At 44.6% G+C, this 21,480-nt stretch carries 20 protein-coding genes; 16 read left to right on the top strand and 4 right to left on the bottom strand.

Annotated elements, in window-relative coordinates:
- Positions 1-57: 57 nt before the first annotated feature.
- The 3 genes from T546_RS0116150 to T546_RS0116140 all read right to left on the bottom strand — a co-directional run bounded on the left by T546_RS0116150 (position 58) and on the right by T546_RS0116140 (position 3,385).
- Entirely contained in the window at positions 58-1,095 is a 1,038-nt protein-coding gene (locus T546_RS0116150; protein WP_026892520.1) for an alpha/beta fold hydrolase, read from the bottom strand.
- Positions 1,096-1,209: 114 nt separating this feature from the next.
- Positions 1,210-2,985 (bottom strand): BlaR1 family beta-lactam sensor/signal transducer, encoded by a 1,776-nt coding sequence (locus T546_RS0116145; protein WP_026892519.1) that lies wholly within the window; start codon positions 2,983-2,985, stop codon positions 1,210-1,212.
- A 16-nt stretch (positions 2,986-3,001) separates the two neighbouring features.
- On the bottom strand, positions 3,002-3,385 hold the full coding sequence (locus T546_RS0116140; protein ID WP_026892518.1) for a BlaI/MecI/CopY family transcriptional regulator: 384 nt from the start codon (positions 3,383-3,385) through the stop codon (positions 3,002-3,004).
- Positions 3,386-3,634: 249 nt separating this feature from the next.
- Here T546_RS0116140 and T546_RS0116135 point away from each other — a divergent pair, with 249 nt between their 5' ends.
- Positions 3,635-4,795 (top strand): MFS transporter, encoded by a 1,161-nt coding sequence (locus T546_RS0116135; RefSeq protein ID WP_026892517.1) that lies wholly within the window; start codon positions 3,635-3,637, stop codon positions 4,793-4,795.
- On the opposite strand, the gene T546_RS0116130 is transcribed toward T546_RS0116135, so the two are convergent.
- Positions 4,792-5,799 carry a substrate-binding domain-containing protein gene (locus tag T546_RS0116130; protein WP_026892516.1) on the bottom strand — a complete coding sequence of 336 codons (1,008 nt, stop codon included), beginning with the start codon at positions 5,797-5,799 and terminating at the stop codon, positions 4,792-4,794. The genes T546_RS0116135 and T546_RS0116130 overlap by 4 nt on opposite strands.
- A gap of 270 nt (positions 5,800-6,069) precedes the next feature.
- Here T546_RS0116130 and modA point away from each other — a divergent pair, with 270 nt between their 5' ends.
- From modA to T546_RS0116055, 15 genes are all read left to right on the top strand, one after another.
- A complete protein-coding gene (gene modA / locus T546_RS0116125) occupies positions 6,070-6,957 on the top strand; it encodes a molybdate ABC transporter substrate-binding protein (protein WP_026892515.1) in 888 nt (295 codons plus the stop codon).
- A gap of 29 nt (positions 6,958-6,986) precedes the next feature.
- Entirely contained in the window at positions 6,987-7,685 is a 699-nt protein-coding gene (gene modB / locus T546_RS0116120) for a molybdate ABC transporter permease subunit (protein WP_026892514.1), read from the top strand.
- Between the two features lies 1 nt (position 7,686).
- Positions 7,687-8,715 carry a sulfate/molybdate ABC transporter ATP-binding protein gene (locus T546_RS0116115; RefSeq protein ID WP_026892513.1) on the top strand — a complete coding sequence of 343 codons (1,029 nt, stop codon included), beginning with the start codon at positions 7,687-7,689 and terminating at the stop codon, positions 8,713-8,715.
- 116 nt (positions 8,716-8,831) lie between these two features.
- The gene (locus T546_RS0116110; RefSeq protein ID WP_026892512.1) at positions 8,832-9,038 is read left to right on the top strand and encodes a TOBE domain-containing protein; all 207 of its coding nucleotides are present in this window, start codon (positions 8,832-8,834) and stop codon (positions 9,036-9,038) included.
- Positions 9,039-9,298: 260 nt separating this feature from the next.
- The gene (gene nifH, locus T546_RS0116105) at positions 9,299-10,117 is read left to right on the top strand and encodes a nitrogenase iron protein (protein WP_026892511.1); all 819 of its coding nucleotides are present in this window, start codon (positions 9,299-9,301) and stop codon (positions 10,115-10,117) included.
- Between the two features lie 24 nt (positions 10,118-10,141).
- Positions 10,142-10,465: a P-II family nitrogen regulator gene (locus T546_RS0116100; RefSeq protein ID WP_026892510.1), complete on the top strand. Its 324-nt coding sequence runs from the start codon at positions 10,142-10,144 to the stop codon at positions 10,463-10,465.
- A 28-nt stretch (positions 10,466-10,493) separates the two neighbouring features.
- Entirely contained in the window at positions 10,494-10,877 is a 384-nt protein-coding gene (locus T546_RS0116095; RefSeq protein ID WP_026892509.1) for a P-II family nitrogen regulator, read from the top strand.
- Between the two features lie 15 nt (positions 10,878-10,892).
- Positions 10,893-12,491 (top strand): nitrogenase component I subunit alpha, encoded by a 1,599-nt coding sequence (locus tag T546_RS0116090; protein ID WP_026892508.1) that lies wholly within the window; start codon positions 10,893-10,895, stop codon positions 12,489-12,491.
- Positions 12,491-13,864: a nitrogenase component 1 gene (locus tag T546_RS0116085; protein WP_026892507.1), complete on the top strand. Its 1,374-nt coding sequence runs from the start codon at positions 12,491-12,493 to the stop codon at positions 13,862-13,864. The genes T546_RS0116090 and T546_RS0116085 overlap by 1 nt, the downstream gene beginning before the upstream one ends.
- Before the next feature lie 84 nt (positions 13,865-13,948).
- On the top strand, positions 13,949-15,304 hold the full coding sequence (gene nifE, locus T546_RS0116080) for a nitrogenase iron-molybdenum cofactor biosynthesis protein NifE (RefSeq protein WP_026892506.1): 1,356 nt from the start codon (positions 13,949-13,951) through the stop codon (positions 15,302-15,304).
- Between the two features lie 18 nt (positions 15,305-15,322).
- Positions 15,323-17,968, top strand: a complete 2,646-nt coding sequence (locus tag T546_RS0116075; RefSeq protein ID WP_026892505.1) for a nitrogenase component 1 — start codon at positions 15,323-15,325, stop codon at positions 17,966-17,968.
- Between the two features lie 14 nt (positions 17,969-17,982).
- The gene (locus T546_RS0116070; RefSeq protein WP_026892504.1) at positions 17,983-18,291 is read left to right on the top strand and encodes a 2Fe-2S ferredoxin; all 309 of its coding nucleotides are present in this window, start codon (positions 17,983-17,985) and stop codon (positions 18,289-18,291) included.
- A 31-nt stretch (positions 18,292-18,322) separates the two neighbouring features.
- Complete coding sequence (locus T546_RS0116065; RefSeq protein WP_026892503.1) at positions 18,323-19,306, top strand: homocitrate synthase/isopropylmalate synthase family protein; 984 nt, start codon at positions 18,323-18,325, stop codon at positions 19,304-19,306.
- On the top strand, positions 19,281-20,102 hold the full coding sequence (locus tag T546_RS0116060; RefSeq protein ID WP_026892502.1) for a beta/alpha barrel domain-containing protein: 822 nt from the start codon (positions 19,281-19,283) through the stop codon (positions 20,100-20,102). The genes T546_RS0116065 and T546_RS0116060 overlap by 26 nt, the downstream gene beginning before the upstream one ends.
- Positions 20,086-21,480 carry a TCP-1/cpn60 chaperonin family protein gene (locus T546_RS0116055; protein WP_026892501.1) on the top strand — a complete coding sequence of 465 codons (1,395 nt, stop codon included), beginning with the start codon at positions 20,086-20,088 and terminating at the stop codon, positions 21,478-21,480. Before T546_RS0116060 ends, T546_RS0116055 begins: the two co-directional genes overlap by 17 nt.

The raw sequence follows: 21,480 nt of genomic DNA, 5'->3' as shown, positions 1-21,480 counted from the left end.
GGCCAGAATGGTCCTCCCTTTAGACTATCAACAAATTCAATTGGAATTCGTTGGCGGCTAATTACAAAAAATATCTTTCATCCATTGATGAAATTTTTCCTCTTCTTCGAATTGAGGATAATGTGCTGATTCATCAAATAGTGTAAGTTCCTTTGTTCCTTCTCCAGTGATACTATTTAAATAGTTTTCTGCTGTCTCAGGAGATGTCATGCCATCGTATTTACCCATTACAAAATAAACAGGTATCTTGATTTCTGTTACTATGCCAGTAATAGGATTGTCCAATGCTTCCATAATCAAAGCGTCCTGATATTTTATGGAAGCTGTATAAAACCGAATGGCATCAAGCAAATTATATTCTGTTCCAAATAAAAAGCCTTTCAAATAATCGCCATTATCATCTATTTTTCTTGCTGCGAAACCGTATTTGCGAACATAACTTCTTGGTGTAATGCTTTCGCCATTTGATATTGCCGTTTCTAAGCTTTTAAGATATTTAACATCCGTTTCATTTCCAGCATTTTCAGCCGCTGTAAGGCATTTTGCCAAGCTGCTTAATTCGCTTTCAATTGTGTTTGACATTTGCCCAATTCCTATATATGCCTGATATAAATCTGGTCTCTGTGATGCAGCCATTGTTGCAATATAGGTTCCGTAGGAATGTCCGATAAGGATAACCTGTTCCTTTCCCAGGTATTCTTTCATGTATTCTGTCAGCGCAATTAAATCATTGGTATGAGTAGCAGCAGTCACCATGGAATAATCTTCTCCAAACTTATATGATTTTCCACTCCCTCGCTGGTCGTAATGTACTATAGTGAAATCCTTTTCTAAATGTTTCTGATACTTTCTTACATACGGAATTTCAGAACAACAAGGTCCGCCGTGAACAAATATCAGAACGGGATTGTTTCTATCATTTCCCCGTATCATCACCTCTAAGCCCACTCCATTTATAGTAACTTTGGTTAATTCACTAATGCTGTTTTCACCTTTAATGAAAGGCGTCCACGTTGGATGAAACAATCGAATGACTATAAATAAAAGTATTATTATGAGTATAATTTTAATTATCTTTAACGATTTCTTTTTCATTATCTATACCTACAAATTCTTATTTTTATAAAATACCATGAGCAAGGATAAAAATATAGTATCGATTATTGATACACATATATGTGATTTTATAATCATTGACTTTGTCCCTTATTAATTCCCATAAATATTTTTTTCATTAAGAATTTCCAGTGTAATTTTTGCAGCAGCGCTTCCGCTGGCAGAATCTGTATCCTGGATATTGGTCGCAAACACATAGGTCTCCTCAGCCGCTTCCACGAACCCGATGAACCACCCATTTACCTGTTTACCATTTACAGCCCCGGTTCCGGTTTTGCCATACAGGGAAGCTCCGTTTGAGGAAGAGATAAATAAAGAATCCTTAACGGCTCTTTGATTTTCAGGGGAAACGTTTAAATCTCCCTGGTAGAAGCGTGTCAAAAGCTCTACTTGTTCCACTGGGGATATCTTCAAGGTGGATTCCGCCCAGAAACGTCCTAAGCCACCACTGAAATCAGAATTACCGTAGCCCATGGACTGAAAGTATTTCTTTAATGTATTTAATCCGGTTTGTTTGTCCAATTCAGTAAAATACCAGCTTACCGAATATTTCATGGCGCTGTTAAGAGTCTGGTCCTCATTCCAGGCTTCATAGGGATATGCGTTCCCGTTCCATGGAAGTTTAGAGGAGGAAGGGGCAATGACGCCTTCTTCCAGTGCGGCTAAAGCGCTGTATATTTTATAGGTGGAATCCGGGGAGATTCTTTTGGTCACCTCGTCTTCGTTGTAAATGGAGTATTGGTCCGAGTTTATTTTATATAAGACGAAACTGCCCTTTTTGCCGCAAAAACAGGATTCAAGCTCCAGCTTATTGATATTCTCACCGTGAAATTCATAGTTGCCATCATAGGCGGCGCCTGCAGAAAGATAAGGGGACAAGAAAGCTATGAATAAGGCAGTTGCAATAACAATGACTCCGCTTTTCATTCTATGCTTCTTGGTTTCCTTTTGAAAGCTGGCAATGCTTATAATACGCTTACGAATTTCCTTTTTTGATCCTCCAATCCCTGTGGCGCAATAGGGGAAACGGGAGAGTTTTTCTGCAAAGTTAATTAAGGTATTTCCATAGTCCAGATACTGCTCCGGTGGAAGCATGGAAAGGACGGAAGCGTCACAGGCGATTTCCCGGTCATGTTCCATGGTTTTAAAAGCCAGCCATACCACAGGATGAAACCAATAGACAATCTGGGCCAGGGCCATCAACTGGCTGACCAAAAGATCCTTATGTCTGCAATGAGAAAGTTCATGAAGCAGGATATAGCGGATATCCTTTTCCGGCATATCGGAAAGTATATGGATCGGAACGATGACGGAAGGAAATAAGACACCTACTGCAATGGGAGATTTCACATAGGCACTGCTGTAGATAGGTATTTCTCTTCGAATACCGGATTCTCTTAAACAGGATTCAAACAAGGCCCGTATTCTTTCATTCTGTAGCAGAAGGGACGATTTCTTTAGCCGTCTGACCTGTTGATGACTATACAAGGTGACCATTGTCATAAATACCACACCAACAGCCCACAAAACAAATAGAATCACAGGCAGAATGGAAGGGGTATTGCAAATCACTGAAATAGAAAAATCTAAAAACAGGTCCTTTCCAGAAACTGCTGTTTCATAAACGTCTGGAGATATGGGAGGGGCTTCCTTAGGCTGGATTCCCCAAAAAAGATGAGAAGGCAGATATTCTGTATACGTCTCAAGGTGGAGGAAATGGAGAAATGGAAACGTTAAAAGAAGCAGAAAGGGGAACCATAAACGGTATCGATCTCTGCTGGTTAAATGGCTGCCCAGAAATTTCCTCATACAGAGGATGAGGATGAAGAATAGAGGGATGGCCAGGCTGTTTAGGAAAAGGCGTGCCATAAAAGAATAGGGCATGTCAGCGGTCCTCCCTGTTTCCGTTAAACAAAAGCTTTCTCAGTTCCTCCAGTTCGTCCTGTTCCAGTTGCTCACTGTTCATATAATTGGTCACCATGCTGGAAATCTTGCCATTATAAAAGCGGTTTAAAAAGTGGTCGTTGGCCTTTTTTAGATATTCGTCTTCCTTGACCACAGGAGTATAGACAAAGACACGACCTTCCTTTTCATAGGTAATGGCACCCTTTTGGGCCAGACGCTTTAAAAGTGTGTGTATTGTCTTGGGATTCCAGCCAATGGTCTTTGTAAGCATGTCTGTCACTTCATTGGTGTTGATGGGGGCATGTTTCCACAGCACCTTCATTACTTCATATTCAGCTTCGGAAATCTGAGGCAGATGGTTCATTGAAAATCTCCTATTCTTACAACTGTAATACATACATTATACAAAGAGGGAGAGGGGGATGTCAATACTCTTTACACGTCTTGTATGGTGTGTTATAATATTTGAAAAATTCAGGAAGGTCTGATTACCATGTCACGTTTCATGTTTCTCTTAAACGATCCCACGTAGTTGATTGCGAATATGAGTCTAAACAGGCGCTGCAGAGCAGGGCTTATTTTTCGTAGGAAAAAACAGGGAGAAATAGAGAAAATGAAAACGAGACGAAATATATATATTATGTTTGCCATTTCTTTTTTACATGGAATGGTATTTTATGGACCAATTGCGACCCTTTACCGGCAGGCAGCAGGGGTGAGCGTTTTACAGATCACCTTAATCGAAAGCTTAAGCCTGGCGCTTTGCATTGGCCTTGAGATGCCCTGGGGCATGGTGGCTGACCGGATTGGATATCGGAAAACATTGATTGTCTGCTCAGGAATTTATTTTCTGTCAAAAATTGTATTCTGGAGAGCAGACAGCTTTTTCGATTTTTTATTGGAGCGGATTTTACTTAGTGTAGTGTTGGCTGGATTCTCCGGGTGTGACGTGAGCCTTCTGTATTTGTCCTGTAAGGAAGAGGAGAGCCAGAAGGTATTCGGGATTTATCAGTTTTTTAATATGGCTGGACTATTGGGTGCTTCTCTTTTGTATTCTGTATCCATTGGAGAAAATTACCGGCTGGCTGGATTTTTGACCATGGTCTCTTATGGGGCAGCAGCAGCGCTGGCTTTTGGAATTCGGGAGGTGAAACCTGCAGAATTAGGGAGAGGGAACAATCAGAATTTTATACGTGTATTTTTGGCAACAGTGGCGGATAGACGGTTTCTTCTGGCAGTCATTGGCATGGGACTTTTGGCTGAAACGAACCAGACGATTACCGTATTTTTAAATCAGATTCAATACGTGAAAGCAGGGATAGATGTAAAAACAATGGGACTTATCTATATTCTGGTCACCTTATGCGGAATGGCTGGGATGTGGTCTCACTGGTTTACGAAAAAGATGGGAGGAATCTCTTTTAGTCTGACCATGTTTCTTGGCGGAGGGATATCCTGTGTGGTATTGGCTGTGACCAGTCAGGCGGTGGTATCGGTAGCAGCCATTGTCATGTTGCGTCTATGTGCCAGTCTTTTTGCACCATTTTCCACCCAGTTGCAGAACCGCCGCATAAAAACCGAGGACCGGGCTACCGCTCTAAGTATTTATGCCGTGCTTCTTGAGGGGACGGGTGTTGTCACCAATGTGATCTTCGGACAGGCCGCACAAAAAAATATTTCCTGGGCTATGGGCTGTGGAGCCATTCTTTGCCTGGCTGGAGCCATGATGTTTTATCTGTTTTATCGGAGGGAGGGGCGAAGACTGGAGATTTAATTTGTAATTATGGTGATGTTACCTGTATGACTTGTATCATAGCCTTTAAAATGCTGTAGACTGCTTTTGAATTCTTCAGAATTCACGGCGTTGCAGATGGACTGGAACGCAGGGTGGTCTAAGTCTGATTTAAGGAAAACTAAATCAAGAAATCCATGAGCAAAGGGGAAAGATTCCAGTTGAGGGTAAGAGGACAACAGGGAGATATCCCCTATGCTTATATCGGCAGCCCCTGATGCGACTCCATGGGCGGCTGACATATTGGATAAACAGTCCTTTTCATATCCATAAATTAAATCTTTCGAAATCCTCTTTTCCAGCAGAGAAGAATCCAGATACATACGGGAGCCGCTTCCCAGCTCCCGGTTTAAGAAACGAACTTCCGGACGAGTCAGATCATCCATGGAGCGAAGAAGAAGCGGGTTTCCCTTTTTTACATAAAACCCCCATAAGAGACTGCACACAGAAAGAACCGCCACTTCCTTTCCCGGCATTAGATTTTTAATCTGTTTCCTATCCCAACTCTCCCCATCAGACAAAAAACAGGTAAGAGCCAGATGGGTCTTCTCATAATACAGAGAGTACAAACTGTTATAATCATTCATATAAGAATGTAATATGGGAAGGCTGTTCCTTTCCTTACCTAGCTGTCCCCGGAGCAGTTCCACCACTCTGGACTCCTGGCTGCTGATAACAAGACCGCTGTTGTTTAATAAATAATCCGTCTGCTGGCCTCCTGATACAGAAGTAAAGCGTGGAATATCCGTGACCTGTGGCAGAGCTTCCTCTATATAGGACCTTTCGGCATAGGACCTTTCAGTGTAGGACCTTTCAGCCGATTTCGAAGATCCTTTTAAATAACTGTCAAGCTGCTCCTGGCTGACTCTTATCTGTCTGCCTATTTTGGTGGCGTTCAGTTCACCCCGTTTAATCAGCTCATAAACCGTTGCTTTCTTTATCAGCAGCCGGTCTGCCACTTCCTGTGGCGTGTATATTTTCTCCATACAAGACCCTCTTAATTTCTTATGGTTACTGTCAGTTATAATTAGTTATATCATATTTTGAATCATTGTCAATGAAAGGATATTCAGACGAACTATTGTGCTATATTGATAAAAAGTGTCTGATTATAACTTGATATACTGTGAATATATGAACATTGATTTTGATGCCATTATCTTCTAAAATGAACGAAACAGAAAAAGACAGAACAAAACACAATAAGAATGAACAACATTTCTATGTTATTCAAATAAAATTCAGGAGGAAGAAAAATGAAAAGAAGTAAAAAACTATTTGCCCTGTTGCTGGCTGCATTTGCCGCCTTACAGGTCACAGGCTGTCAGGGAACAGCAGATGTAAAAACCGGGAAGGCAGATACGAAAACAGAAACAGTAACAGAAGCAGTAACACAAGCAGTAACAGTAACAGAAACAGAAACAACCGCTTCTAAGCCAGCAGAACTATACGTATTCATTGCAGCAAGTCTGAAAAATACCATGGAAGAAGTGAAAAAGGAATATGAAAGCAAGCATCCGGGAGTTACGGTGATTTACAATTCGGACAGCTCCGGAACCTTAAAGACCCAGATTGAAGAAGGGGCCAGATGTGATATCTTCTTTTCCGCGGCTACCAAACAGATGGATGAGCTTAAAAAGAGTGGCTTTGTAAAGGAAGATTCGGTAAAGAATTTACTGGTCAATCAGATGGTGCTCATAAAACCAAAGGGCGGAAAAACCACAGTGACCGGATTTGACAATATAACAAATGCCTCCAGCCTCGCTCTTGCAGGGGAAGACGTGCCGGTGGGCCAATATGCCAGAAAGCTTTTTGAGAAAATGGGGATTCTTGACAAAGTCATGGCAATGGAAATCAACCAGGGACCAAATGTGACCGCAGTGCTCACAGCCGTAGCAGAAGGCAGCAATGAAGTAGGAATCGTGTATGCCACGGACGCCGCTTCCATGGCCGACAAAGTGGAAGTAATTGCAACGGTGGAAAAAGATATGCTTGACCCGGCCATTTATCCCGTAGGACTTACAGAGGATAAAGAGGCATCACAGGCAGAAAAAGAGGCAGCAGAAGAATTCTTTCAATATTTGACCGGATCGGAAGAGGTGAAAAAACTGTTTTTGGATGCAGGATTTGAATTATATAAGTAGATACATACTTGGAAAGGAGTGAAGAGGCCATGGAGACTTTACTACATACCATAGATTTCAGTCCTCTGTTTCTCTCTCTGAAATCGGGGATTCTGGCAACGGTGCTCACCTTTTTTCTGGGAACGGCTGCGGCCAGGGGAGTCATGAGGCTGAACCACCGGGCCAAGTCTGTTGTAGATGGAATCCTTACCCTCCCTCTGGTGCTTCCGCCTACGGTGGCCGGTTTTATTCTCCTGTTCCTGTTCAGCCTGCGGCGGCCCCTTGGTGCTTATTTATGGGAGCATTATGAGGTGAAGCTGGTTCAGACCTGGCTTGGATGTGTCATGGCTGCTTTTGTCATCGCCTTTCCTCTCATGTACCGTAATGCAAGAGCGGCTTTTGAACAGGTGGATGTGACCATGATTTATGCGGGGCGGACCCTGGGACTATCGGAACGGAAGATATTCTGGAAAATCATTGTTCCCATGGCAGGGCCGGGACTTGCATCAGGAACTGTACTTTCCTTTTCAAGAGCCATTGGCGAGTATGGGGCTACCACCATGCTGGCAGGAAACATCCTTGGAAAGACCCGGACCATTTCTGTGGCCATTGCCACAGAGGTGGCAGCCGGTAACTGGGAGGTAGCAGGATTCTGGGTGCTTGTGATTGTTGTCATATCGTTTCTAATGGTGGTACTTATTAATCTGGTGTCTGGGGAAGGCAGCAAGGATTTTAGCGGGTGGAGATAATATGGCATTGCAGGTAAATATCAGTAAAAAGTTTTCCGGCTTTCAGATGAAGGTGGAATTTGAGATGGACGGCGGCTGCCTGGGAATCTTAGGGGCGTCCGGCTGCGGCAAAAGCATGACATTAAAATGCATTGCTGGAATCGAGAAGCCAGATAAAGGCCGTATTGTGTTAAATGATAGAGTGCTCTTTGATTCAAAGAAAGGCATCAATGTTCCCGCCAGAGACCGTCACATCGGATATCTGTTTCAAAATTACGCCCTCTTTCCTGCCATGACGGTGGAAGATAACTTAGGAATCGTAATTCCCGGAAAGAAAAAGGAAAAAGGGCCGGTCATTGATGAAATTTTACAAAGGTTTCAGCTTTCCGGTTTAAAAAAGAGATATCCTTCCCAGTTATCCGGGGGACAGCAGCAGAGGGTGGCACTGGCCCGTATGCTTTTAAGCACTCCGGAAGTCATTCTCCTGGATGAACCATTTTCTGCTCTGGATGGATTCTTAAAGGATATATTACAAAATGAGATGCTGGAGTTTATCCGGGATTATGGAAAGGATGTGCTCATGGTATCCCATTCCAGAGACGAAATCTATACCTTTTGCAATCAAATGGTGGTCATGTCAGAAGGAAAGAGCCTGCTCCAGGGAAATACAAGAGATATCTTTCAAAATCCCGGCACCATGGAAGCGGCAAGGCTGACTGGCTGTAAGAATATTTCAGCTATAGAACGACTGGGAGATTATGAGCTGTATGCCTGTGACTGGAACATAAGGCTTAAAACAGCTGAAAGGATAGAGGATTCCATTGGCTACATTGGAATCAGGGGGCACACCTTAATTCCCGTAAGCCAGCCAGGAGAGAATACCATGAAGATCAGGCTGAGAGGAGTAACGGATACTCCCTTTGAGCGTCAGGTCATTTTCCATAACGGGGAGGAAAGCGATTCCAAACAAATCTGGCTCATACAGGATAAAAAAGAAGATATACCATTATTTATTCAGTTTCCCAAAGAAGAAATCCTGCTTTTGTCTTAATAATATTAGTTTTATTGAATATAAATTGACTTTTACGAGGAAAGTGCGTAAGATGTTCCAAAAGGAAAATGCAAGGACCCCTTTTTTTTCTAAGACAATCGGAGGAGACGGTGCCCATGAGATTAAGTGCAAGAAATCAGTTAAAAGGAAAAATAATAGGAATCGAAGAAGGGGCTGTAAATGCAATTGTGACCCTTGATATCGGTGGCGGCAATCTGATATCAGCCACCATATCCATGGCAGCGGTAAAGGACTTGGAACTGGAAGTAGGAAAAGATGCCTATGCTGTAATGAAAGCGACCTCCGTGATGATCGGGGTCTAAGTAACTTCAGAAGAAGGAGCTGGTGATCCAGCTCTTTTTTCGAAGGCTTCAGTGGCATATAAGTAATATTTGTATAGAATGCTCCCCATAGCCCATCTTTCATTTGTACATAGTGCTGTATTGAATTGGACGTTTAAAACAGATATAGTAGTAGCAACCTAAGTGGTTTTGTTTTCTATTCTATTCACGAAGAGGTGGAATGGCAGGATACGTATGTATCTGCCTTCTGCCTCTTTTCTTAATGTAAGGAGGAATTAGCTATGAGACAGGTTGCTATTTATGGAAAAGGTGGTATCGGTAAATCTACAACGACCCAGAACTTAACGGCTGGTCTTGCCGAAATGGGAAAACACATTATGATTGTAGGATGCGATCCAAAGGCAGACTCCACCCGATTGGTTCTTGGAGGTCTGGCCCAGAAAACAGTTCTTGATACCCTTCGTGATGAAGGCGATGATATCGAACTGGATGCAGTTATGAAGGAAGGCTACGGCGGAATCAAGGGCGTGGAGTCCGGCGGTCCTGAGCCAGGCGTCGGATGTGCCGGACGAGGAATCATTACTTCTATTAATCTTTTGGAACAGCTTGGTGCCTATACCGACGATCTGGATTACGTATTTTATGACGTACTTGGAGACGTTGTATGCGGAGGCTTTGCAATGCCAATCAGAGAAGGAAAGGCGCAGGAAATTTATATCGTATGCTCCGGAGAAATGATGGCTCTTTACGCAGCCAACAATATTTCCAAAGGTATCACCAAATATGCCAAGACCGGAGGGGTAAGACTTGGCGGACTTATCTGTAATTCCAGAAAGGTAGATAAGGAGCAGGATCTGGTGGAAGCGGTAGCTGCTAAAATCGGAACCCAGATGATCCATTTTGTTCCCCGTGATAATGCGGTACAGAGAGCAGAGATCAGAAAAAGAACCGTCATTGACTATTCCCCGGATGAGCTTCAGGCTGACGAATACCGTAACCTGGCAAGAAAAGTGGATAACAATGAGATGTTCGTCATTCCAAATCCGATGAATATCGATGAATTGGAAGAGATTCTGATGCAGTACGGCGTTATGGACTAACCAGACAGGGAGAGGAGAAAAAATATGGTATTGGTGAGAGCGATCGTCCGTCCGGAGAAGGCGGATCACGTAATGAAAGAGGCAGCAGAAGCAGGATTCCAGGCAGTGACCAAAATGGACGTTTATGGACGTGGAAAGCAAAAGGGAATCACAGTAGGAGAGATTCACTATGACGAGATCCCAAAGGAAATGTTGTTATTCTTCTGCAATGATGAAGATAAAGAAGATTTGGTAAAGGTGATTTTAAGAACAGCCAGAACCGGCGAGGGCAATTACGGAGACGGAAGGATTTTTATATCACCCATAGAAGAGGCTTATACCGTCAGCACAGGCAAAAAAGGACTGTAAAAGGGCTTTTAAGAAAGGAATGATTATTATGAAAGAGGTAATGGCATTTATCCGGGTCAATAAAATCAATCCCACCAAAAAAGCCTTGGCAGAAGGCGGTTTTCCAGCTTTTACCTGCCGGTCGGTGCTTGGCAGAGGAAAGAAACGGATTGATCCGGAGCTTATCAGTCTGGTCATAGAAAGCGGTGAGCTTCCCTTGTCTTCCCAGGGAGAACATTTGACAGAGTCCTTTCGGTGGATACCAAAGCGGCTGATCACTCTGATTGTGGAAGATGAAGAGGTAGAGGATGTGGTAAACATCCTTATAAAGACGAACCAGACAGGAAATCCAGGGGATGGAAAGATATTTGTGCTCCCCATATACGAGGCTTATACCGTAAGAAGCGGCGAGCACACCATGGATGCTTTTTGACAGGAGGTGAAGGCAATGGCAAAAGAACGAGATATATTGCTGGATAAATATTCATCCAGAGTATTTAAGAATCGAAAGAGTCACATTACGCAGCTGGAATTTGCAGAGAAGCCAGACGAAATTGCTGCCAATACAAGGGCAATACCAGGAATTATAACAGCTAGAGGATGCTGCTATGCCGGATGTAAGGGCGTTGTGGTAGGACCCATGAAGGACTCTGTGGTCATTACCCACGGACCCATTGGCTGTGCATTTTATTCCTGGTCTACCAGAAGAAACAAGGCAAAGCCTTCCTATGAAGGAGAGCCAAATTTTGTACCTTATTCCTTTTGTACGGATATGAGGCCATCTGATATCGTGTTCGGGGGAGAGAAAAAGCTGGAAGAGGGAATTGACGAGATCATGAAGCTTTTTAGCCCCAAGTGTATCTTTATCTGCTCCACCTGTCCCATCGGTCTGATTGGTGATGATGTGCAGGCAGTGGCAAGACGGGTGGAAGAAAAGTATGGAATCACAGCAATCGGTTATTCCTGCGAGGGCTATAAGGGAGTTTCCCAGTCCGCCGGACACCACATTGCAAACAACGGCCTGATGCGCTATGTCATCGGAAAAGGGGAAGAAGCACCAAAGGGCAAATACAGTGTAAACCTGCTTGGGGAATATAACATCGGCGGTGATGGCTGGGAGCAGGAACGTATCTTAAAGAAAATCGGGTATGAGGTGGTTTCCGTATTTACTGGCGACGGTTCTTATGAGACCATTAAAAATTCCCATCTGGCAGATTTAAACCTGGTCATGTGCCACCGGTCCATCAATTATATTGCAGAGATGATGAAGACCAAATACGGTGTGGACTGGATTAAGGTAAACTTTATCGGAGTAGGGTCCACCTGTAAATCCTTGCGAATGATTGCTACTTATTTTAATGATCCGGAGCTTACACAGAGGACAGAGGAAGTCATTGCAGAGGAGCTGGCGGAAATCAATGAGGATATGGAATATTACAAATCCAAATTAAAGGGAAAGACAGCCGGTATCTTTGTAGGAGGATCCCGTTCCCACCATTACCAGATGCTTTTAAGGGATTTTGGGATGGAAACCACCATTGCAGGCTATGAGTTCGCTCACCGGGATGATTATGAAGGACGGGAAATCATTCCTCAGATCAAGGCAGATGCAGATTCCAAAAATATCGAAGAGATCACAGTAGAGCGAGAACCAGGATTTGAGGATCGTTACTCGGAAGAAGTAATGGATACCATGAGAACGTCAGGAGTAGAGCTTGACACCTATAATGGTATGATACCAGATATGAAAAAAGGCTATGTGGTCGTGGATGACTATAACATGTTTGAGACAGACCAGTTGATCGAAGAATTTAAACCTGACATTTTCTTCTCAGGAATCAAGGATAAATACGCCATTCAGCATGGCGGTGTGGTATCCAGACAGATGCATTCCTATGATTATTCCGGTCCCTATGCTGGATTTCGGGGAGCTGTGATTTTTGGAAGAGATGTTTCCATGAGTTTGTATACCAATGCCTGGGCGCTGGTTAAGCCACCGTGGAAGGTAACCCCAATGCTGGAAGGAACGTTAGGAGGTGTAGGCTGATGCTTGAATTGACCCCAAAAGAAATTATGGAAAAACGCAAAATGACCATAAACCCATGCAAGACCTGTGAACCTGTAGGTGCCATGTTCTGTGCCCTTGGTGCAGAAAAATGTATGCCCCATTCCCATGGGTCTCAGGGCTGCTGCTCCTATCACAGAACCGTGCTTAGCAGACATTTTAAAGAACCGGCCATTGCATCCAGCAGCTCATTTACAGAGGGAGCGTCCGTATTTGGCGGAAGAAGCAATATCACTACGGCTGTGAAAAATGTATTTGATATCTATAATCCTGATATCATGGCAATACATACCACATGCCTTTCCGAGACCATTGGAGATGACGTTGGTTCCTATATTTTCGATGTGGAAGTGCCGGAAGGAAAGACCGTCTTATATGCCAGTACCCCTTCTTATGAAGGTTCTCATATTCAGGGCTATGCCAATATGATGATTGGCTTCATGAAATATATGACAAAGAAAACGGGAGTGCCAAATGGGAAGGTTGCTATTTTCCCAGGCTGGGTCAATCCTGGAGATGACAGAGAATTAAAGAGGATTGCGGGTCTTATGGGGGCGGAATACATCTACTTCCCGGATCACGATGGAATCCTGGATCATCCTATGGATGGTAAAAATGAATATTTTCATAGTAACGCAGGAACCAGTGGTGCGGACATTGCAGCTCTTGGGGATTGTGAAAAGCTTATTTCCATGGGAATTTACTGCAGTCTGGAGCCGTCAGAGCATATGAAAAAGGAATATAAGGTTCCATTTTCTAACATTCCGGTTCCAGTGGGAGTGAAGCTTACCGATCAGTACATTCTGGAGCTTCAGAAGTTTACGAAGAAAGAAGTTCCCTCTGCTCTTGAGGATGAGAGGGGCCGTCTGGTGGATTTAATGTTAGATGCCCATCAGTATGTTTATAAGAAAAAGGCAGCCATCTACGGCGATCCTGATATTGTGTACGCATTTACCTCCCTGTGTCTGGAGCTTGGTATGAGCCCTAAGTATATCATCACCGGAACACCAAAGGAACGGTGGGAGAAGGAAATCAAGGCACTTATGGATCAGTACGGAGTGGATGAAAGCGAGTATGTGGTTAAGGCGGATACCGATCTATTCTACCTTCATCAGCTGATTAAGAACGAGACTGTCGATCTCCTTCTTGGGTCCAGCTATGGAAAGCAGATTGCAAAGGCAGAGGACATTCCAATGGTGCGGATGGGATTTCCAGTGCTTGACCGGTATGGCAACCCCATTCAGGCCACCGTTGGTTATGCAGGAGGAATCCGCTACGTAGAAAAAATCGTAGATACCTTAATGGACCGTCTGGACCGGGATGTGGCAGATGAAGATTTTGAAGTAGTAATGTAAACCAGAGAACAAAGGAACCAGGGAGGGAGCCGACCCCTCCCTATTGTGGTATTTTACCGTCAGCGGTTTGAAAGGAGCATGGTCATGGAAGCGGAGAGCTGCAACAAAAATATATTGGATGCCAGGAAAAGTTCCATTGTCGTAACCCAGGGATGCAACGGCCCAAAAGGCGGGATCTGCTGTGACAGCAACAGTATATCCGGTTCCGTGTCCCAAAGGGCCTGTGTATACTGCGGAGCCAGGGTTGTCTTAAATCCCATTACAGATGCTTATCATATCGTCCACGGCCCCATTGGCTGTTCCAGCTATACCTGGGATATCAGAGGGTCCTTAACAAGCGGAGAAGATATTTACCGCAACAGCTTTTCTACGGATCTGCAGGAAACAGATATCATTTTCGGGGGGATCAGAAAGCTGGAGGCAGCAGTGGATGAGTTAATGGAAAAAGAAGAGAAGGTAAAGCTGATTTTTATCTACGCCACCTGTATCGTAGGAGTCATCGGAGATGATGTGGACGCTCTTTGCAGGATGAAGTCGGAACAATATAACATTCCGGTCATTCCTGTAAAATCCCCCGGTTTCTCCGGGAATAAATCCACCGGCTACCGTATGGCCTGCGATGCCATTATGAAGGTGATTCTTCCTTTTAAGGGGAAGAAGAAAAGAAAGGCCATCAATATCTTAGGAGACTTTAATCTTGCCGGGGAAATGTGGATTATTAAGAATTATTTCAAGGAAATGGGGATTGATGTCATATCCGGGCTTACGGGGGATAGCAGCTATGGGCAGATGATAAAGGCGCCGGAAGCTTCCTTAAACATTGTCCAGTGCGCAGGGTCCAGCACTTATCTGGCGAATCGGATGGAGGAGGAATTTGGCATTCCATTTTTAAAGGTCAGCTTCTTTGGAATCGAGGATACCACGGCTTCATTGATCCGGGTGGCAGAAGCCCTGAATGATGAAGAAGCAAGGAAAAAGGCAGTTGCCTTCTGCTCTAAAAAAGAGGCGGAGCTAAACAGCTTTCTTGCAAAGTACCGGAAGCATCTGGAGGGGAAAAAAGCAGCAATTTATGTAGGGGGAGGCTTTAAGGCCATATCTTTGATCCGCCAGTTTAAAGCCATGGGAATTGAAACCGTGGTTGTAGGGACTCAGACAGGAAAAAAGGAAGATTACGAAATTATAGAGAGTCTGGTGGAGCCGGATACCGTAATCCTTGACGATGCAAATCCTGCGGAGCTTGAGACCTTTATGCGGGAAAAAGGAGCTGATATCCTGGTGGGGGGAGTAAAGGAACGGCCCCTGGCTTATAAGCTGGGCATTGCCTTTTGCGATCACAATCACGAGCGGAAGATACCTTTGGCAGGCTTTGAGGGGGTTTACAACTTTACCATGGAAATCAATAAAAGCATAAACAGTCCGGTATGGGAATTTGTAAGCTGACAGAAAGGCGGAATGAGAATGAAAAGTAAGGTAGAACCTCTGGTAAACCTAAATATCAATCCTTGTAAGATGTGTATGCCAATGGGAAGTGCGACTGCATTTTATGGTCTGAAAAATTCCATGACCATTCTTCATGGCTCTCAGGGGTGTGCGACCTACATCCGCAGACATATGGCGACCCATTACAATGAACCTGTGGACATTGCTTCTTCTTCCCTCACAGAGGAAGGAACTGTTTACGGGGGAAGTGAGAATTTAAAGAAAGGCCTGAAAAATTTAATCGAGCTTTACCATCCGGATATCATTGGAGTCATGACCACATGCTTAGCCGAGACCATTGGCGAAGATGTACCCGGAATCTTAGATGATTTTAAAGAGGAGTATCCGGAGTATAAGGATATCACACTCATCTCATGTCCTTCCCCAGGATATGGCGGGAGTCAGTACGACGGGTATTTCGGAGCACTCTATTCCATGGTTTCTTCTATTATAATGGATGGCGGGAAAAACAACCTGGTCAATGTGGTGACTGCCCCGATAAGCCCTGGGGATACCAGATACATAAAATCCATGCTAAAGCTGTTTGGACTGGAAGCCATACTCCTTCCTGACCTTTCTGAAAATCTGGATGGGGAGCACCATAAGGAGTATAACCGGCTTCCCCACTATGGAACCAGTATCTCCGAGTTAAAGAAAATGGGCGGAGCGAAAATTACCCTGGAGATCTGCGATTTTGAAAGAAAGAATTCTGTGGGGGAATATTTGCAGGAGACCTATGGGGTTCCGTTTGCAAGAATCCCCCTCCCTGTGGGATTAAGAGATACCGATACCTTTTTAAATGCTCTCTCAGAGATTTCAGGAAAGGAGATTCCTGAGGAGCTTAAAAAGGAAAGAGGCCGGTATCTGGATTCCATGATCGACTCCCACAAATACAACTCTGCCGGAAGAGCCGCTGTCTTTGGAGAACCGGATATGGTGTATTCCACGGTCCGGCTCATGTGTGAATCCGGAATTCTTCCAGTGGTGTGCGCCACCGGAACGGCCTGTCCGGAGCTGGCGAAAAAAGCTGGTCCTGAGATAGAAAAGCTGGCGGACCTTTATCTGGAGGAAGAATATAAGGTTATAGATAAAGCAGATTTTAAAGATATTGAGGCCATGGTGGTTGAATGCAAGGCGAATATACTGGTTGGGAATTCCGATGGCAGAAGGATCGCAGAGGATTTAAAGCTTCCCCTGGTCCGGAGAGGATTTCCCATTCACGACCACGTAGGAGGCCAGAGATTAAAGATGCTGGGGTACGAAGGCTCCATGGAATATATGGATGAAATATCCAACCATCTGATTGATACCACAGAAACAAGTTTTCGGGAAACCCTTTACAATGACTATTATAAAGATACTTTAATCGACACCAAGGAAAAGGAAGTGGAGCCAATGATAAGTACGAGAGAAGAGGAAATGAGACGAAAGACCCTGGAGCATCCCTGCTACAACTGCAAGGGCCATAAGTTTGCAAGGATTCATCTTCCGGTGGCACCGGCCTGCAACGTCCAGTGCAAATACTGTGTCAGAAAATTTGACTGCCCCAATGAAAGCCGTCCGGGAGTCACCTCTGTGATCCTCACCCCGGAGGAAGGACTGAACCGTTATCTGGCGGTAAAGGAAAAGATGCCAAACTTAACAGTGGTAGGGATTGCCGGGCCAGGCGAGGCGCTGGAAAACTGGGAGAGCGTAAAGTCCCTGTTTGAACTGATCCGGGCTCATGATCCACATGTTACCTTTTGTTTGTCCACCAACGGCTTAAAGCTTCCCCTTTATGCGGAGGAACTGGCTAAGCTCTCTGTCTCCCACGTAACTGTAACCTTAAATGCGGTGGACCCTCATATCAGCGGTCAGATGTATCAGTACATCCGGTTCATGGGAAAGGAATATACGGGAGATGCAGCAGGGGCCATTATGGTGGCAAACCAGCTGGCAGGAATCCGTCTCCTTGTTGCAAGCGGTGTCCTTGTTAAGGTAAACATTGTAACCGTCAGGGGAATCAATGACTGCCATGTACCAGAAGTGGTGAAAACAGTAAAAGACCTGGGGTGTTTTATTACCAACATCATGCAGATGATTCCTGTAGAGGGAAGTATATTTGAACAGGTAGAGCCTATATCCAATAAGCATCTGACGGAGATCAGGAAGCAGTGTGAGGAAATCATGCCCCAGATGTATCACTGCCAGCATTGTCGGGCAGATGCCGTAGGAACCTTAACCGATGATAAATCCATTGAGCTGAAAGGATACCTAATGGAAGAGCCCAAAAATCCCCAGCCAGTCACCACAAAGTACCGTTTTGCGGTAGCGTCAAAAAGCGGAGTCATCGTAGATACTCATTTCGGTCATGCAAAGGAGTTTTATCTTTATGATTACTTAAACGGAGAGGTTCGTTTCGCCGGAAAAAGAAAGGTCGAACAATACTGCATGGGGGAAGAGGAATGCGGGGAAAATGAAAATAAGATGGAAGGAATTATGGCGGCAATTGAGGGCTGCAATGGAGTCATTGCCATGCGGATCGGTATGGAGCCAACGAGAAAGCTGGCAGAGCTGGGAATCAAACCAGTGAATACCTATGACATGATTGAAGATGCGGTGAAAAAGGCAGCCGCTGCCATGTAAAGAGGAGGAGTCAAATGGTACAGCCAAAATATCATGTATTCATCTGCACCAGTTGCAGAATCAATGGAACACAAAAAGGCTATTGTTTTCAAAAAGGCAGCGTGGATATAATCCAGAGCTTTATGCAGGAAATCGAAGACAGAGATCTGTCCGGGGAAGTAGTCATTAATAATACCGGATGTTTCGGCATCTGTGACAAAGGGCCGGTGGTAGTGGTCTATCCAGAAGGAGTCTGGTACGGCAGTGTCTCAGAAGATGATGTAGAACGGATTGTGGAGGAACATTTTGAGGGAGGAGTGCCAGTCCGTGATCTGATGATCTAAGAAATTCACACGCAAAAGGAGGGGCTGTAGGATGATGAAGATAATTGATGCCACACTGACAATGCTTGATGATTTTGCACTGACAAAGGAACTGGCTTTTGGTTTTATCGAAGGGCTTAAAAATCTTTCTGTTTCAGGGGTAGTCTTGTCCCCCAAAGTCTACCGCCTGTTAAATGGAGATTTGCCGGAGGGAATCGTTTATTATATGGAGCTTCCCAGTCTGGCGGAAAATCAGAAGTATCCTGGAGTTCATTTTTTCTTATCTTCCTTCTGCGACGGTACGGGAAGGAGCATCAGAAACATTCAGGTCAACGACTTATGGGAGCTAAAAGGGTTAGAAGACATCGAAGCGGATAAAAAGCTGAGGCTGACCGGCCTCGACGATCTGCTGATCTATGAAAGCCGGGACATCTATGAGCGGGGTATGAAGCTTTTAATGGCAGTATCCCCTATACTTTACCCGGAGGACTCCTACTACTGTGCATCAGCCATTGCGGCTGATTATCTCCAGTACCATCACAATGGTACGGTCATGACCACCTTTACAGGCATTGGCAATAAGGCAGCAACAGAACAGGTGCTCCTGGCCATGAGGGTGGTGGAGCGGTATAAACCCAATCACAGCTTTGAAAAGCTCACCCTCCTTAGAGATTTATTTGAAGAAATGACAAAGACAGAAATTCCTGATCATACGCCAGTCATCGGCCGGAAGATATTTCACATTGAATCCGGCATTCACGTGGATGGAGTATTAAAAAAGCCATCCAATTACGAGTCCTTTGCGCCTGAGTTGGTGGGTGCCTCCAGAAAGGTGGTATTAGGTAAGCACTCCGGCGGCACCTCCATTCGCTATAAGCTGAAAGAGTTTGACTGCGAGGGAAAATATGATGTTGGTCAGCTTTTAGATATGGTAAAACGAAAGAGCATGAAAAAGGGCGGAGAAGTAACCGATGAAGAGTTTTTAATAATATTGAGCGAGTGTGATAAATATGAAGAGACGAATCAAAATAGTTGATACTACCCTTCGTGACGGGGAGCAGTGCCCTGGCATCGTTTTTTCTCCATCGGATAAGATCAGACTGGCTCTTTATTTAGACCGCATCGGAATCCATGAAATAGAAGCGGGCATCTATGACACCGGAACAGAAGGAGTTAATTACTTAAGTGAGATCATGAAGCAGAAAAAACAGGCAATTGTTTCCGTCTGGTCCCGTCTGAATGCAGGAGATATTGAAGAGTCCGCCAGACAAAAACCGGACCTGATCCATGTTGGAACTCCTGTTTCCTACTCACAAATATATAATAAAATCGGAAAGAACAAAAAATGGATTGAAAATACACTAATGGAATGCATTCAGGTGGCAAAGGATTATAATATTCCCTTAACCGTTGGCTTAGAGGATGCCTCCAGGGCTGATGTTGCATTCCTAATTTCCTTAATCCGAATGATGAAACAGCAGGGGGTGGAGGTCATACGCCTTGCCGATACCGTAGGAGTCTTATTTCCAAGAAGGGCAAGAACCCTCATTCAGGAAATCAAACAGACCGGCATCCAGGTGGAGGTCCATGAGCACAATGATTTTGGCATGGCAGTTGCTAATTCCATGGTCATGGCACTGGCCGGGGCCGACATGGTGGATGGGACCTTACTGGGAATAGGGGAGCGGGCTGGAAACTGTAACCTCTACGAGTTTGTCCATGGCGCCAACCGGAAATTCGAGTTGGGTTTGACCAGCCAGGACATCAGGAAAGCAGAAGATTTATTAAGGAATATTATGGCAGGAGGTGTAAAGGATGATACGTCAGATTAAGTATCAGGACGGAAGAGAAAAAATGGCGGATGGAATCCGGTGCCTTTGCAATGTCCTTTCCCTGGAAGGGGGCATTTTAGTCAAAGGAAGCTACACCTTTTCCGCCAGTCAGGTGGCAAAGGAGCTGGAGGGAGAGGATCTCTATTTCAATCAGGGAATCCGTCTGGCTGCCGCCGCCATTGGTGAAATCAATTCCATTACAGGATGCGGCACAAAGGAAACTGCTTCCATGATTCTTTCCCTGCTTACTTTTTGTCAAAGAAAATCAGCTTCCGGGGAAAACCCGATTGTACTGGCAAGAGACTTAAGGAATTCATCAGAAAGGCTGGAAGAAGCTATCCTATCCCATGCCTTTTCCTCTCCCCATTCTAAAGTGAATTTAATCCGTCAGATCACAAAGGATGATAAAACTGCCCATATGGTACTGGAAGGCAGTAAAGAAGGAGAGCTGGTAGTAAAGGAATCCATGTATGCCGAAACAAGGCTGGAGATCACAAGGGGGATGCGCCTTGACGGCCCTCTTTCCGTGGGAGAAGCATCAACCATGACAGAGGTCTTTGTACTCATCATAAACCGCACACTTTCTTCCTTTACAGAGCTTTATCCCCTTTTAGAAAGGCTGAGGGATAGAAAACTCTTTTTAATAGCAGATCAGATAGAAGGAGAGGCACTGTCTCTTCTCACTGCCAATGTAAAACAAGACCGTCTCCACCTATGGGCCATGAAAGGGCCAGGACTGGGGCGGAGAAAAACAGACATTATGGAAGATGCGGCAGCGCTGACAAAAACCAGAGTGTTTGACGGAATATATCCCTGTGAAATCAAGGACATTACCTTGGAGATGCTTGGGAAAGTAAAAACCCTTACGATGACAGGCGACTATACCATACTGGCTGGCGATCCGGATTCCGAAGAGATTCGCAGACGGGTCACATCCATACAAAGTAAAATCAACGCTCCGGAAACCAATTACTATGATAAACAGAAACTAAGAGAACGGATTGCGGGCCTGACCATGAGCGCACCAGTCATATTGGCTGGAGGGGATACCCTGCTGGAAAGCAGGGAAGAAAAAACAAGACTTGAATATGCCGTGGCCTATGCCCAGACCATAGAGCAGTACGGTATTTGCAGGAAAGAAGATATCTTGAAACAGAAATGGGTGACTGAGATAGAAGCGATTCTGGCCCAGATGATGAATCAAAGTGTAAAGGAGCCGGAGATCAGTGCGTGGCTCCTGGCCTTAATAATACGAAAATCCTCAAGTCTCATGTATCTGTGGCTCACAACCGGAGCAGTCATGGTAAGTGCAGGCTATGACAGGGAGGACTTGGAATTGATAAAAAGCGGGATCGATGTAGAAAGGCTGAGGGGCTGA

Origin of the sequence: [Clostridium] aerotolerans DSM 5434 (assembly GCF_000687555.1) — a bacterium.
GTDB classification, from domain to species: domain Bacteria; phylum Bacillota; class Clostridia; order Lachnospirales; family Lachnospiraceae; genus Lacrimispora; species Lacrimispora aerotolerans.
The sequence above is the reverse complement of the archived record's forward strand: the minus strand, read 5'-3'. Positions and strand labels throughout refer to the sequence as shown.